Here is a 14,296-nt window from a genome sequence, read left to right on the forward strand (position 1 = left end):
AGCCGCCGCCCTTGACATGCATTCCGTTCCCGCTTATACTGCAAGAAAGGGAGGCCGGAATAATCCGCCCTCCCGCAATATATTATTTTTGCTCTGTTTTACACCATGCTTCGGGCTTTACACAAATTTTGGGACAGACCCACGTTATCCGCTCAGCTTTTTTACAATACGTTTGCCCAGCTCAGCTTTTCACTTGAATAAATATTTCTTACGCGCGCCGAAAGCATTCTTATTTCCGTTTCAAATCCTTTATCGTCGTCCGATAAGCTAAGCTCTAACAGGCGCAGTATAGACATATCTATCTGCGTGATCTCCGAATGATCGATCATCATACATAAAACATCCCTTGAGCTGTCCGAATACCTTTTGAGCTCCCGTATGCTTTCAAGCGCGGCTTTTTTATCGCCCGAAACAAAATTATCATGCGCCTCTGTCAAGTGCGCTTCAAGATTCTCGGTATAACCTTGGATGAAGGACACGCCGCACCATATCAGTATAAGTACGCCTATAAGCATTACAACGCCTGCGCTAAGCGCTTTCATCGCTGTTTCCTCCCGATCTGTCGCGTTTTATGATAAATACCTTTTTATTTTCATCTACGGTCATATAGAGCACGCCTTTTTTGTTTTTTATCCCGTGCTCCTTCAGCGTTTTTGAAATCCATCCATGATCAAGCCCCAGCTTTTTTAAATTCCCTTCGTCAAGCTCTCCGTCAGCTATGATAGGGACGGGGATAGAGGCGAATTTTTCAACTTTAATATCAACATCGCTTTTTTGCACTGGATTTAAGTCGTTTCTCGAAAATACCGACAGCTTTCCCGTAGTCTCAAGTATTGCGTAGTTTACCTCCTCTATAGAAACGACGTTTTTCTGTCGAAGCTCTTCCATAAGATCGTCGATATTTATGCGAAGACGCTCCATTTCACGTTGATTTACTACGCCTTTGCTTATTATTATGCTGGGTTGTCCCGTTATCACGCGCCGCGCCCTGTTGCTTTTTAAAATGATAAACGAAAGAATTATTTCCATAGATACTATCGTTACCATCGGTATCACGCCTCCCAGCAGGGGGATACCGGTATTCGCCATAGGAACGCACGCCAGATCTGAGATCATAATGGAAAGTACGAGTTCGGAAGGCTGCAGCTCGCCAAGCTGCCGTTTTCCCGTTAGCCTCAATGCCGCAATTATGAGGATATACAGGATAATTGTTCTTACAAGACTGATTATCATTGCCTGCTCTCCGTTGTTTTTATAATAATTATGGCGCGCAGAAGAAGAAATTATTTTATAAAATTTCTTCCTTAAAATATCACCAGGATTTCGCCAAAAAAGTATATGTTTAAATTTGGAAATTTATTGACAACGATTTTATTATACATTAGAATAAAAATATAAGTTTCAGGTCTAAAATAAAGTTTGAAACGGAAACGGACTGCCAGCGATGTTTTCTAAAAGACAAATAAACTTTATAATGTTTTTGGTCTATCTGCTGCTATTCATAGTGGCTTTGCTTTTCATTTATTATCTTGTACCGAAGATACTCCTATGGCTTCTGCCGTTTATCATAGCTTACATATTTTCCGCCATATCGAGACCGCTCTCCAGGCTTTTTAATAAACATTTGAGGGTCCCTCTCAAGGTATCTCAGCCTATATCGGCGATAATCATGCTGCTTATAGCGGGCACGCTCATTACTCTTCTTATTATTAAAATCGTGACCGAGATATCAAATCTTATCTCGCTCATACCGACATATGCAAACGACATTATAGCTTTTGTAAGAGCAATACCGGCGCAGCTCAACGAGCTGTTTTCTTCGCTGCCTCCGGACGTAGTTGAAACGATAAACGAATTTATCAACAACTTCTCTCTTAACATGACAAATATGCAGCAGCTTGCAATAACGGCCCTGTCCGGAGTGGGCACGATAGTCGTAAGCGTACCGTCTGTTATAATTTTTATATTTTTCACCATCATCGCGACAGTCTTTTTAAGCATTGACCGCGATATGATACACGAGTGGCTCAAGCGCACGCTGCCGGAAAATATATATACGGGCATAATCACCGCCAAGCGCAGCTTCTTTTCGGCTATCTGGGGTTATGTGCGGGCGCAGCTTATAATGTACGTCATCGTGTTCACAGAGCTTGTTATAGGCTTTTCGATATTAAGGCTTGACTATGTCGTATTGCTTGCATTAGTCATTGCTTTCATTGATATGCTGCCCATATTCGGCGTCGGCACCGTGCTCCTCCCGTGGGGGCTCATATGTATCGCCATGCAGGATTACAGATTGGGCGTGTCATTGCTTGCGATGTACGCAATACTGTTTACGGTCCGCCAGATAATCGAGCCGAAGATAGTAAGCTCTCAGATAGGACTTCATCCGCTGCTTACGCTGCTCAGCATGTACGCGGGCCTTAAGACCTTCGGTTTTTTAGGCATGATACTTTTCCCGATAGCTCTCATCCTGCTTATAAATATGTATAAAGTAGGTCTGTTCGACGGATTCAAAGAAAACGTATTGAAGGAACAAGGCGCGCCCAAAGACTCCGGCACGAATGATTCGGAACCGCCAAACGGCTCTGCATCCGAACCTAATACAGACAGCGGCAAATAATAAAGGGGCTAAGTTTTTCGTATGGACATTTTCTCAAAAATTTCTGCGTATTTAGAACAAAACGCGATCTTAAGCACCGTTTTGGGCATAGTAGTTATCGCGCTTGCGACGGTAATTATATACAGAGTCGTGCGCCATATTTTCAACCGGATACAGTTAAAGAATAAAAGCACGCAGACGCATCTCGTCTTTTTGGAAAAGATAATCCGTGCAGCCATAATAATACTCGGCATATTCGGCATAATAATGCAGATAAAGCCGCTTCAACAGTTCGCAATATCAGCGCTCGCAAGCTCCGGCATAGTCGTTTTAGTGCTTGGCTTTGCAGCTAAAGAAGCAATGGGCAATATAGTAAACGGGATGTTTATATCCATTTTTAAGCCTTTTGCGGTAGGCGACAGGGTGCGCATAGAAGCGCAGAACCTTGCCGGCATAGTTGAAGATATAACATTGCGTCATACGGTAATACGCACTGTTGAAAACAACAGGCTCATAATCCCAAATACTACTATGAGCAATTCCATAATAGAAAACTTCAACTATTCGGAAGACAACACCTGTACATATCTCGACGTCGGCATTGGCTACGACGCCGATATAGACAAGGCTATACAAATAATATCCGAAGTTGTAGGCGCACATCCCGATTTTAAGGACGTAAGAACCGCCGTGCAAATGTCAAAAAAGGTTCCGCGCGTTACTGTAAGAGTAATAGGTTTCGGCTCATCCTCGGTAGATCTGCGCGCCTATATCTGGACCAAAACTTACAGCGAAGGATATAACGCCGCATGCGATATGCGTTATGAAATAAAGAAGCGCTTCGATGAAGAAGGCGTGGAGATACCTTACTCATATCAAAATATAATAATAAAAAATGCTTCAAAATCGAGTGTGCATGAAAAAAAATCCAATAACGGAAAAATAAATAATCAAATTTGAGCAATATATAAAAAAACATATTGCATTATATGATATTTTTGTGTATAATTATCATATTAAGTATTGTTACAATAATAAAATGAGGAGGTCAACATATGAGCAGCACATTAAAAAAAGAGATCATCAAAGCAAACGGTTTTGAATATCTTTGCCGCACGGCAGGACTTGACAATGACGGAGAACTTGTTATTTTTCTCCACGGTTTCCCCGAAAGCTCGATAATCTGGGAAAATCTTATCGTTAAGATGGCCGAAAAAGGCTATCGCTGCCTCGCGCCCAATCAGCGCGGCTATTCCGACGGCGCGCGCCCGAAGGAGCTTGCGGCATACACCGTACACGCACTTGCAGACGACGTTGTAGGCTTTGCCGATGCAGTAGGCTGCAAAGGGAAGTTCCACCTTGTAGGTCACGACTGGGGCTGTTCTGTAGGCTGGGCAACCCTTAATATCCATCCGGATCGCGTTCAGTCGTATGTTGCAATGTCCACTCCGTACAATCCGGCATTTCTTTGGGCTATGGCAAACGATGAGGAGCAGTATAAAAAGAGCCATTATATAAGAGAATTCCAGACGCCCGACGCTCCCGAGGCTTCTTTGGCGGCTGACGACTACGCTCGTCTTCGCGGCTATTGGGCGGGCTTTGATCAGAAGGTCATCGACGATTATCTTACTATATTCTCAAAGCTCGAAGCACGTACCGCTACTATAAACTGGTACAGAGCGCTGTTTGCGATCCAGAATGACTTTGAGTATAAAGATATCACCGCTCCCGTTACGTTCATTTGGGGCAACACCGACCTTGCTCTCGGCAGAGCCGGCGCAGAAAAAACAAAAGACTTCATGAAGGGCCCGTACAAGTTTGTAGAGCTCAACGCAGGTCACTGGCTCATGCAGTTCAACGAAGAAGAATGCTCTAAGATAATCATGGATCATATCGCGCAGTTCCCGATAAAATAGTATTTCCGAAAAACGACATATGATAAGCATTCAGGAGGAGAATATGAGCAGTACGTTAAAAAAAGAAATAATCAAAGCGAACGGTTTTGAGTTTACCTGCCGTACCGCAGGCCTTGACAATGACGGCGAGTTGGTTATGTGCCTTCACGGTTTTCCGGAAACCTCGATAGTTTGGGAAAAGCTTATAGTTCAGCTGGCAGAAAAAGGCTATCGCTGCGTTGCTCCCAACCTGCGCGGCTATTCCGACGGCGCGCGTCCGAAGGGTTATGAGAACTACGTTGTAAGATACATAGCAGACGACGTTGCCGCTATTGCAGAGGCAGTAGGATGCAAGGGCAAATTCCAGCTTGTTGCTCACGACTGGGGAGCAGCTACCGGCTGGGCTTTGGTAAACCTTTATGCCGACAAAATAAATGCGTTTTTCTCTATGTCCAATCCTTATAATCCGGCGTTCCTTTGGGCTATGGCAAACGACGAAACTCAGCATGCAAAGAGCCATTATATAAGAGAATTCCAGAATCCCGACGCTCCCGAGGCGTCGCTTGCAGCCGACGACTACAAGCGTCTCCGCGGCTATTGGGCGGGCTTTGATCAGAGAATAATCGACGATTATCTGACGGTATTCTCTCAGCCCGAAGCTCGCACCGCAGCCGTAAACTGGTACAGAGCGCTTCTTATGATCAAAAACGACTGGGATTATAAGCCCGAGGTAACTATCCCCGTTACGTTCGTTTGGGGCAATCAGGATATCGCGGTAAGCCGTGCGGCAGCAGAGAAGAACGTTGACTTTATGAAGGGCCCGTACAAGTTCGTAGAGCTCAACGCAAGCCACTGGCTCATGGAATTGAACGAAGACGAATGCATACCGCTTATAATGGAGCATATAGCAAAGTATCCGATAAAGTAATACGCATACCCAAGCAGAGCAGGGAAGACCTCCGTACAACGAGTACGGAGGTCTTGTTTTTTTCGGATTTTTGTAATGATCCAAGTCTCGTCATAAAACTTTTTAGACTCAATTTATAATAATTATTTAATAGAAAAGCGAGATCTGTATGGCAAGTAATTTTACTTAACACATAATCAAGAGCCGATATTGTTAATTATTTAACATTTGTCTGTTTCTTTTTCACTTTTGCAAGCGGATTTTTTTCAACGGCGCTTTTCAGGCTTTCCTCATGCACATGCGTATATATCTCTGTCGTTGAAAGCTGTTCATGTCCCAAAAGAGTCTGAAGCGTTCTAAGATCCACGTTGCCGTATTGATACATGAGCGTGGCTGCAGTATGCCTGAGCTTATGCACGGAATATTTCGACGTATCAAGACCGGCTTTTTCAATATAGTTTTTTACTATCCACTGAACCGTTTTGGGGCTTATACGGCGTGAAAGCCGGCTTAAAAAAAGGGCTCTGTCATGCGGTTTTTTTGCCGACGCCGCAAGCGCCTGACGCTTCGGATAATAATCCTTCAAGGCATTCAGACACGCCTCGTTCAAATATGCAGTCCGCTGTTTATTTCCTTTGCCTGTTATTATTATCGTATCATCCTTAATATCGGATATGTCTATGGCAACAAGCTCGGAAAGACGCATGCCGCAGTTCAAAAAGAGCGTGATTATCGCGTAATCACGTTCCTTAAAAGTTCCGTCAATACTTTCCAAAAGCTTCACGCTGTCGTTTACAGTAAGATGTACGGGCAGCGATTTTTTATGCTTAGGAAGGTCAAGATCGGCTGCCGGATTTTCGTCTAATATATGGCGCTTTGCAGTTAAGTATTTAAAGAATGATTTGATGCACGAAAGACGACGTGAAAGCGCACGTGAAGAATTTCCTTTAAGCGTTTTTGAGTGTATAACGTGCTCACGCTCGGTGGCAAGATATTTTGCGAATCGCTGGATATCTTCGATCTTGATGCGTTTTATAAACTCGGCGTCAACGTCGCTTATATCGATCTTATCAAATTCATCGTCGTTTGAGGCAAGTTTGTACCGCATTTTTAAGAACTTAAAAAACAAAGTAAGATCAAGTCTGTATTCGTATACGGTTTTCGGCGAATACGTTTTTACGACAGTGATGTAGCTTATAAAATCTTCGAGTAATTCAAACGTGTTTTCATCATTTATATTCATATTTTGCGCTCCCCTCAATTATACAAAATTTTTATTTTGTATAATTGTATCATATGTTTTTTCCGCTTCCCCGTCAAGTATTTCCCGAAAAATCTTCATATCCGAAGAACTTATAAAAAACAGACATTTCGCAAAGAATACCTGTAAGAAAAATCATCAAACCGTCAGGAGTTGTTTCATGAGCTTTATAACATGCAAAAGAAACTGTGCTTATCAAATATATGGAAGCTGTACACTGGATGATATAAAAAACGCCCGCGTTACGCATGACTGCGAATGCATCCATTTTATAAAACGCAGCGGCGATCCTAAGCATCCCTCATCTTACGAGCCGTCCTCTACAAAGTAAGCGCCAGCGCCTGAGCTATCGTTTTTGCCTTATATATTTGAACGTCGCCGAAATCGGCCTCGTTCGGCAGTTTATTCTGATGCGGGATTATAAATCGCTTAAACCCCAGCTTTACGCCTTCCGAAATTCGCTGCGATATCGCGTTTACGGCGCGTATCTCGCCCGAAAGCCCTATTTCCCCTATAACGATAATATCGTCGCCCAGAGGCGCGTTTTTAACGCTTGACGCGACCGACAGCGCAACAGCCATATCCGCAGCAGGCTCTATAAGCTTTATCCCGCCTACAATGTTTATATAAACGTCGCGGTGAGCAAGCGATATCCCCGCATGCTTTTCCAGTACCGCTATTATAAGCGATGCTCTGTTGTAATCAAATCCGGTGCACATCCTTCTCGGTACTGCAAACGAGGTCTGCGTCGCTAAAGCCTGTACTTCCGACAATATCGGTCTTGACCCCTCCATAGCGCACGTTATGGCCGCTCCTGACGCGCCCTGGGGCCTTCCGCTCAGCGTAAGCATCGACGGGTTTTTAACTTCAACGAGACCTTTTTCGCCCATTTCAAAAACACCTATCTCATTTGTTGAGCCGTATCTGTTTTTTACGGCCCGCAAAACGCGGTGATTCAATCTTTGCTCACCCTCAAAGTAAAGCACGCAGTCCACCATATGCTCAAGCACCCTAGGACCTGCCAGCGAGCCTTCCTTTGTTACATGTCCGACAAGAAAAATGCTTATCGCCTCTGACTTGGCGCGATTTATCAATAAATGCGCACATTCACGCACCTGTGAAACGCCCCCGGGCGCGCCGCTTACATCGCTTCTGTACATCGTCTGTATTGAATCTATCACTACAACATCGGGCCTGATGCGGCTTATTGATTCAAGTACGTCCGCGATATCGGTCTTCGCGTCAACGAAGAGACTGTTATAACCGGCTATCCCGACCCCTGCAAGTCTTTCGGCGCGCATTCTTATCTGTGCAAGCGACTCCTCGCCCGTAATATAAAGAATGCGACGATCTTTACACATATTAAAGCATGTCTGCATAAGTATTGTTGATTTTCCTATTCCCGGATCTCCGCCGACAAGCACGACCGAGCCTGTCACAAGTCCGCCGCCGAGAACGCGGTCAAACTCTGATATGCCCGTTTTATGTCTTTCGTCGCTTTCGGCTTTAAGCTCTGAAAGTCTTACAGGTTCGCTTATCCCGCGCGCCGCAAAAACAGCCTTGGACGCGCCCTTTGCGGTCTTTATCTCCTGATTTACAACGCTTTCCTCCAAAGTGTTCCAGCTTCCGCATTCGGGGCATTTTCCCAGCCATTTAGGCGTTTCAAAGCCGCACTCGGAACAAATATATATCGTTTTAGCCTTCATAATAAAGCACCTCAAAATAAGAATATTCCTATTGCAAGCGATGCAAGCATTACCCAAATAGAGCTTATTTTTGTTCGTAAAAGCACAAAAAGCGACGCAGCAAACAAAACAAGCGCCCTTATATCAAACAAAGCTCCGCCTTTGACAACGTCAAGTATACCGCCTCCGTTCACGGCGGCCGTCTCAAAAAAGCCGACGCCGACAATGATAATAAGTCCCACGCAAGCCGGCCTTATGCCCTTTAGAATGTTCTGTATGAACTTATTGCTTTTATATTTATCATAGAAAACCGATACAAGCAGCACCATGATAAACGGCAGCAAAACAACGGAGACCGAGGCCAGCAAAGCGCCTATGTATCCTTCTGTAGTAAACCCTATAAATGTGGCCGCGTTTATTCCTATAGGGCCGGGCGTCATCTGCGATATGGATACTATATTTGCAAAGTCGTTTGCGCTTATCCAGCCTCTCGACACGAATTCATGCTGCAGGTATCCTATCATCACATATCCTCCGCCAAAGGAGAATATGCTTATCTTTAAAAATACCGATATAAGCTCCCAAAGCTCTCTCATGCTCCCGCCTTCCCATCTTTACTGCCTGAGGCAGGCTTGTCCTTTGAACCAAACGATCTTAGGCCGAAATATATCGCTCCCGCTGCAGCGGCGGCTATTATAACGTATATTATCGCCGTACTGTCAAAAAATATCCATATTCCCGCACATATTGCTACTATAGACGCAAAAACCGATTTTATCGTATTCTTTATCATTTTTATTCCCGATGCGATTATCATGGCCGCAAGCGCGCACTGTACGCCTCTGAACGCCTTTATAACGAACTCGTTCTGAAATACGCTGGCATATACTATTCCTACGGCAAGTATTATTATAACAGACGGAAGAAGCGCGCCCAAAGCCGCAATTATTGCACCGCGCAGCTTTGATATGCGATATCCCACAAATGCGGCTGAATTTATTGCCATAACACCCGGCAGCGACTGAGTCATAGCGATTATATCGACCATTTCCTCATCTGTAAGCCAGTCTCTTTTTTCAGAGAATTCCTGTCTGTAAAGCGGTATCATTGCAAGCCCCCCGCCGATCGTAAAGAGCCCCACTTTAAAAAATATTAAAAAAAGCATAATAAGCTTATTCTTCTCGATTTTACTCTTCATCGTGCTCATTCACGCCCTGTTTCATTTAAAAATTCGTTCAACGCATTAAGTATGCAAACGGCTATTTGCTCCCTATAGTCCTCTCTTAAAAGCTTCGCTTCATCGTCGGGATTTGAAAGAAAGCCGCATTCAACCAAAACGCCTGTATTGTCAATGGAATTCATAAGCTTTATCGTATCATATGCTTCTTTAGGCGCTTTTTGCTTATCCTCTTTCAGCCCCGACGAGAGACATTCCTGCATTATCCCGGCAAGTCTGCGGCTCTGTTCGTTTTTTACATAAAAGACCTGCGTCCCGCAAACAGAGGGATCAAAAAAGGTATTCTGATGTATGCTTATAAGTATAGCGTCAGGATGCTCGCGCAGTATGGCGATCCTGTTGTTTATGTCGGATACCTTTTTATCATGTATGCTTCCGTTTTCCGCTTCGGGATCATATATTGAAATATCGCTTTCCCTGGTCATTATAACATCAAATCCGTTTAAAATCAAAATCGAGCGTAAATTAAGCGCAACAGCCAGATTTATGTCCTTTTCCAAAGTGCCGCCCGGCGATACGGCGCCCCCGTCGACGCCTCCGTGCCCCGCATCAATAACAATAAGCGCACGCGCTGCTTGTTTATCCTCCGAAAGCGAAGAAACGGTTTTATCCGTATAAAAAGCGCCAAGCTGCCAGACGTAAAGCGACAAAAAAAGCGCTGCCGAAATAAAAACAAACAGGCGTACTTTCCCGTCTTTCAGATCAAGCTTCAGAGCAAAAAACTTTTTATCTTTTTTCATAAAAAACCTCCCGCAGATATATCCAAAACGCCTTGCTATTCGCAATTTATGCTTGTTCTGTAAGCAATATGTGATATAATTTATACGAAAAGGATAAAAAACTGTTTGCACGCCTTTTTTACCAAATATATTTTTAAAGGGGGATTTCCCATGAAAAGGATCACCATGCGAACACTGGGATTTATTCTATGCGTCATGCTCATTTTTCAGCTGCTGCCTTCTTTTGCGCTGGCTGCCCCTTCCAAAGATACGCAGAAGGAACCCGATCTTGTCGTAACGAAGGTCCCGGCACAGGCGCTTGACGAACACGGTCATGTGATCGATACAACGGTAGATCAATACACATTCACCTTCTCCACCGTTCCGAAGAACGCCCAGGAGCTTTCCCAATATAAGCTTGACAGTCCGTATAAGACCATGGCTCTTCTCGTTATGGCCTACCGCATGTGGGATCCGAGCGATGAATCGGTATGCCTCGAGATGCTCGATTATCTGACCGATACGGGAGCGACCGTCAATGATGAGTATTGTCCCTTCTCGCAGTATAACCCCTGGATATCGGCTCTTCGTGACCGCATGATGCAGAATAATAAATACCGCTACATAGGTAATGCGTATCTTGGCGGAGCTGAAGCTGAAAACGACTATACTCCCTCCGATCCGATCACCGTTACGCTGCGCCAAAGCGTCTATGATCCTTATATGGAAGCGTCTGACTGGGCGCCCGAGCAAAAGCAGGTGCTTATCAGCTTGCCGGGCGACGACAATGACCGCTACTGCCTTTTTTCACAGGATGAAAACGGAAACTGGAAGGTTTTCCGCATAAGCTGGCAGAATCTTCTTGCCGATGTGAAAACCACGGCAAGCGACAAGCTTTATCCGCCGCAGACATGCTCTCCGGCAGCGTATTCAAATCCGCAGATCGAGCCGAAGGAAACACGCGTTCTTGTACCGGCCAAGGCTGCAGGCGTAGATGAAAACGGCGATCCCGTAGTGATCGACACCACGGTAGAACAAGTAACATATACATTTTCAACAGTTCCGAAAAGCTACGAAGATCTCATTCAGTACAAGCTTGACAGCCCATATAAAACAATGGCGCTGCTTTTCATGGCTTTTCGCACATGGACTCCGCAAGACCCCGAGACCTGTCTTGAAATGATGGATTATCTGACATGTACTAATGTTGACTCCGAAGAGACAGACGCCGAGGGGCACCGTCTCGCGATCCCGTTTTCAAAGTATAACTATTGGCGTGAGTTCATGAGAGACTTAATGACTCAGAACACAAAATATCGATTTATCGGCAACGCATACTTAGGCGGCGCCTCTCCTCAAAACAACTACACGCCGACAGAGCCGATAACGGTAACGCTCCGCCAAAGCGTGTATGACCCCTTCTGTGCCCAAACGAGCGAAAGTCCGGAGCTAAAACAGATCCTTATCCATATTGACGGAGCAGACAGCGACAGATACGCCCTTTTATATCAGGATCAGCTCGGCGACTGGAGGATCTACGGCGACAATTGGATGGGACTTTTGACAGACGTTAAGAAGCCGGATATGGATATTCTTATGCCTGCGGAAATAAACATGCCCAAAACTTTTACTAATCCTCAGAGGGAACCCGTGGAGAGCATTCTCGAGATCCCCGCAAAGGCAGAGGGCGTTGATGATGCGGGAAATCCAATCATTATCGACACTAATGTAAAGCAGCATACCTTTACATTTTCTACGGTGCCCTCCACTTATGAGGACATTATTCAATACAAGCTGGACAGTCCCTACAAGACGATGGCGCTTCTCATTATGGCTTTTCGCACATGGACGCCAGAAAATAAAGACGACTGTCTTCATATGCTTGATTACCTGACAAACCCGGATGCAAATTCCGGCGTAAAAGATTCTACCGGCCATTACTTAAGCAAAGGGTTTTCCGAGTATCCGTTCTGGGTAGAATTTTTGAATGACATGATGCGCCAAAATGAAAAATACCGATACATCGGCAACGCTTACTTAGGCGGCGCCATGCCTTCCAACAATTATACTCCCAGTATGCCGATGACAGTGACCGTAAGAGAGAGCGTATATGCTCCCTACCATTCCGGCAGCCTTAAAGATACCGATCCTACTATCTATCAGGTCTTAATAACGATACCGGGAGACGACAGCGACCGCTACGCCCTGTTTTATCAGGATCAGCGCGGAGATTGGCGTGTATTCGGCGATAATTGGAAGGGACTTCTTGCCAATGTCAAAACGCCGAGCAGCGACGTTCCGATCCCGCCGGAGGTGATCCGCAGCGAGGATCCCGCAAACATACAGACGGAACCTACAGAAACAGTGACGCTCGTTGCGGCGAAGGCCGTTGACGAGAACGACGAACCTATCGACGTAACTGTAGAGGAGCACAAATTTACCTTTTCCACTATCCCCTCAAGCTACGAGGATATCGTTCAGTACAAACTGGACAGTCCGTATAAAACGATGGCTCTGTTCTTCCTTGCTGTTCGCTGCTGGAGCCCCGAAAACCCGGGACCATGTATAGAAATGCTTGATTACCTTACAAATCCCGCCGCACCAAAGAACGGCGTTAAAGATAAGGACGGATACCCCGTAAGCTATGCTTTCTCCGAATATAACCCGTGGATATCCGCTCTGCGCGACTTAATGCAGCAAAACGAGAAATACAAATATATCGGAAATGCGTATCTCGGAGGCGCGACGCCGAAAAACAACTACACTCCGTCGCAGCCAATTACGATCACAGTTCGCCAAAGCGTATACGATCCGTTTGTGAAAAAGAGCGATACATCTCCGCAGATAAATCAGGTACTTATAAGTATTGCCGGCGACGACAGCGACAGATACGCTCTCTTCTATCAGGATCAACGCGGAGATTGGCGTTTCTTCGGAGACAACTGGATGGGGCTGCTTACAGACGTCCGCACGCCCGGAGACGCTGCGGCTATATCCGAGGCGACGCTTGAAGCAAACCGAGTGAACTTCCGCATTGAAAATGCGGACAGCTTTGCCCGTCCGTGGGTAGCCGCATATGACGAAAACGGAAAAATGCTTTTTATTAAAAGTCCCGAAGAAAACGACGGCGTTTACTCGGCAGACATTCCCTCTTCAAGCTATTCCTGCAAGATCTTCCTTTTGAATAATGAAAAAGCTACGCCTCTTTGTTCCTCTGTAGATATTAAAAAATAATAAAAGATAAGATATAAGAAATCACTGTTCAAAAAAGGAGGTGAATTTATATGAGTACACATTGCCAAAGCTGCGGAATGGAATTTGAACTGGAAGCCGATTACGGCATAAACGCAGACGGCTCGATAAACGAGGATTACTGCATATATTGCTATCAGAACGGTAAATTTACATCCGACCTTACTCTGGAAGAAATGATAGAGCTTTGCGCGCCTATGGTGGCTGCCGCAAATCAGAATATGGACATATTCTCCGCGCGTGTAATGTTGTGGGATTTTCTGCCCAACTTAAAGCGCTGGAACGGCGAAAAATAAAACGCAATATGGCAAAAAAAGAACCGAAGCAAACGCTTCGGTTCTTTTTTGGAGCGGATGACGAGGCTCGAACTCGCTACCTCAACCTTGGCAAGGTTGCGCTCTACCAGATGAGCTACATCCGCATTTGGAGGCGCCAACCGGATTTGAACCGGTGATCAAGGTTTTGCAGACCTATGCCTTACCACTTGGCTATGGCGCCGTGCTGTTTATTACCAACAGTGACTATATTACCATATAGTTTAAGCTAAATCAATAGCAATTTGAAAAATATAACTCTAATTTTTCAAAAAAATACGTCCTTTCGAGGACGTAAGTTTGGAGCGGATGACGAGGCTCGAACTCGCTACCTCAACCTTGTCAAGGTTGCGCTCTACCAGATGAGCTACATCCGCATAATGGTGCCTCCGGGCGGAATCGAACCACCGACACGGGGATTTTC

General features: G+C 45.1%; 13 protein-coding genes and 3 tRNA genes. 6 read left to right on the forward strand and 10 right to left on the reverse strand.

What is annotated here, in order from left to right; all coding sequences use genetic code 11:
- Positions 1-161: 161 nt before the first annotated feature.
- Positions 162-542 carry a DUF4363 family protein gene (locus tag IJG50_09645; GenBank protein MBQ3380102.1) on the reverse strand — a complete coding sequence of 127 codons (381 nt, stop codon included), beginning with the start codon at positions 540-542 and terminating at the stop codon, positions 162-164.
- The gene (locus IJG50_09650; protein MBQ3380103.1) at positions 529-1,233 is read right to left on the reverse strand and encodes a DUF421 domain-containing protein; all 705 of its coding nucleotides are present in this window, start codon (positions 1,231-1,233) and stop codon (positions 529-531) included. Before IJG50_09650 ends, IJG50_09645 begins: the two co-directional genes overlap by 14 nt.
- A gap of 211 nt (positions 1,234-1,444) precedes the next feature.
- Between IJG50_09650 and ytvI the strand changes: the two genes are divergently transcribed.
- The 4 genes from ytvI (at position 1,445) to IJG50_09670 (ending at position 5,425) form a co-directional block, all read left to right on the forward strand.
- Positions 1,445-2,623 (forward strand): sporulation integral membrane protein YtvI, encoded by a 1,179-nt coding sequence (ytvI, locus tag IJG50_09655; GenBank protein MBQ3380104.1) that lies wholly within the window; start codon positions 1,445-1,447, stop codon positions 2,621-2,623.
- A 21-nt stretch (positions 2,624-2,644) separates the two neighbouring features.
- Complete coding sequence (locus IJG50_09660; GenBank protein MBQ3380105.1) at positions 2,645-3,562, forward strand: mechanosensitive ion channel family protein; 918 nt, start codon at positions 2,645-2,647, stop codon at positions 3,560-3,562.
- Positions 3,563-3,657: 95 nt separating this feature from the next.
- Positions 3,658-4,518: an alpha/beta hydrolase gene (locus IJG50_09665; GenBank protein ID MBQ3380106.1), complete on the forward strand. Its 861-nt coding sequence runs from the start codon at positions 3,658-3,660 to the stop codon at positions 4,516-4,518.
- 43 nt (positions 4,519-4,561) lie between these two features.
- Positions 4,562-5,425 (forward strand): alpha/beta hydrolase, encoded by an 864-nt coding sequence (locus IJG50_09670; protein ID MBQ3380107.1) that lies wholly within the window; start codon positions 4,562-4,564, stop codon positions 5,423-5,425.
- Positions 5,426-5,621: 196 nt separating this feature from the next.
- On the opposite strand, the gene IJG50_09675 is transcribed toward IJG50_09670, so the two are convergent.
- The 5 genes from IJG50_09675 to IJG50_09695 all read right to left on the reverse strand — a co-directional run bounded on the left by IJG50_09675 (position 5,622) and on the right by IJG50_09695 (position 10,327).
- Positions 5,622-6,647, reverse strand: coding sequence for a tyrosine recombinase XerC (locus IJG50_09675; GenBank protein ID MBQ3380108.1), 1,026 nt, complete (start codon positions 6,645-6,647; stop codon positions 5,622-5,624).
- Positions 6,648-6,985: 338 nt separating this feature from the next.
- Entirely contained in the window at positions 6,986-8,371 is a 1,386-nt protein-coding gene (radA, locus tag IJG50_09680; GenBank protein ID MBQ3380109.1) for a DNA repair protein RadA, read from the reverse strand.
- A gap of 11 nt (positions 8,372-8,382) precedes the next feature.
- Complete coding sequence (locus IJG50_09685; GenBank protein ID MBQ3380110.1) at positions 8,383-8,946, reverse strand: chromate transporter; 564 nt, start codon at positions 8,944-8,946, stop codon at positions 8,383-8,385.
- A complete protein-coding gene (locus IJG50_09690; protein ID MBQ3380111.1) occupies positions 8,943-9,515 on the reverse strand; it encodes a chromate transporter in 573 nt (190 codons plus the stop codon). Before IJG50_09690 ends, IJG50_09685 begins: the two co-directional genes overlap by 4 nt.
- 38 nt (positions 9,516-9,553) lie before the next feature.
- A complete protein-coding gene (locus IJG50_09695; GenBank protein MBQ3380112.1) occupies positions 9,554-10,327 on the reverse strand; it encodes an N-acetylmuramoyl-L-alanine amidase in 774 nt (257 codons plus the stop codon).
- Positions 10,328-10,477: 150 nt separating this feature from the next.
- On the opposite strand from IJG50_09695, the gene IJG50_09700 reads away from it, so the two are divergent.
- Together IJG50_09700 and IJG50_09705 are read left to right on the forward strand one after the other, a co-directional pair.
- On the forward strand, positions 10,478-13,540 hold the full coding sequence (locus IJG50_09700; GenBank protein MBQ3380113.1) for a hypothetical protein: 3,063 nt from the start codon (positions 10,478-10,480) through the stop codon (positions 13,538-13,540).
- Between the two features lie 50 nt (positions 13,541-13,590).
- Positions 13,591-13,854, forward strand: a complete 264-nt coding sequence (locus tag IJG50_09705) for a zinc ribbon domain-containing protein (GenBank protein MBQ3380114.1) — start codon at positions 13,591-13,593, stop codon at positions 13,852-13,854.
- 49 nt (positions 13,855-13,903) lie between these two features.
- Here the strand turns inward: IJG50_09705 and IJG50_09710 are convergent.
- From IJG50_09710 to IJG50_09720, 3 genes are all read right to left on the reverse strand, one after another.
- Positions 13,904-13,979, reverse strand: a tRNA-Gly gene (locus IJG50_09710).
- A gap of 3 nt (positions 13,980-13,982) precedes the next feature.
- Positions 13,983-14,056 (reverse strand) — tRNA-Cys (locus tag IJG50_09715).
- Between the two features lie 117 nt (positions 14,057-14,173).
- A tRNA-Val gene (locus IJG50_09720) sits at positions 14,174-14,249 on the reverse strand.
- Between the last annotated feature and the right edge of the window lie 47 nt (positions 14,250-14,296).

It is taken from the genome of Clostridia bacterium (genome assembly GCA_017405765.1).
Lineage (GTDB): Bacteria > Bacillota > Clostridia > Oscillospirales > RGIG577 > RGIG577.

What these genes read in the sequence shown, in the direction of transcription:
- IJG50_09645 (MBQ3380102.1), bottom strand. Translation starts at nt 542, where the DNA reads ATGAAAGCGCTTAGCGCAGGCGTTGTAATGCTTATAGGCGTACTTATA.
- IJG50_09650 (MBQ3380103.1), bottom strand. Translation starts at nt 1,233, where the DNA reads ATGATAATCAGTCTTGTAAGAACAATTATCCTGTATATCCTCATAATT.
- ytvI (MBQ3380104.1), top strand. Translation starts at nt 1,445, where the DNA reads ATGTTTTCTAAAAGACAAATAAACTTTATAATGTTTTTGGTCTATCTG.
- IJG50_09660 (MBQ3380105.1), top strand. Translation starts at nt 2,645, where the DNA reads ATGGACATTTTCTCAAAAATTTCTGCGTATTTAGAACAAAACGCGATC.
- IJG50_09665 (MBQ3380106.1), top strand. Translation starts at nt 3,658, where the DNA reads ATGAGCAGCACATTAAAAAAAGAGATCATCAAAGCAAACGGTTTTGAA.
- IJG50_09670 (MBQ3380107.1), top strand. Translation starts at nt 4,562, where the DNA reads ATGAGCAGTACGTTAAAAAAAGAAATAATCAAAGCGAACGGTTTTGAG.
- IJG50_09675 (MBQ3380108.1), bottom strand. Translation starts at nt 6,647, where the DNA reads ATGAATATAAATGATGAAAACACGTTTGAATTACTCGAAGATTTTATA.
- radA (MBQ3380109.1), bottom strand. Translation starts at nt 8,371, where the DNA reads ATGAAGGCTAAAACGATATATATTTGTTCCGAGTGCGGCTTTGAAACG.
- IJG50_09685 (MBQ3380110.1), bottom strand. Translation starts at nt 8,946, where the DNA reads ATGAGAGAGCTTTGGGAGCTTATATCGGTATTTTTAAAGATAAGCATA.
- IJG50_09690 (MBQ3380111.1), bottom strand. Translation starts at nt 9,515, where the DNA reads ATGCTTTTTTTAATATTTTTTAAAGTGGGGCTCTTTACGATCGGCGGG.
- IJG50_09695 (MBQ3380112.1), bottom strand. Translation starts at nt 10,327, where the DNA reads ATGAAAAAAGATAAAAAGTTTTTTGCTCTGAAGCTTGATCTGAAAGAC.
- IJG50_09700 (MBQ3380113.1), top strand. Translation starts at nt 10,478, where the DNA reads ATGAAAAGGATCACCATGCGAACACTGGGATTTATTCTATGCGTCATG.
- IJG50_09705 (MBQ3380114.1), top strand. Translation starts at nt 13,591, where the DNA reads ATGAGTACACATTGCCAAAGCTGCGGAATGGAATTTGAACTGGAAGCC.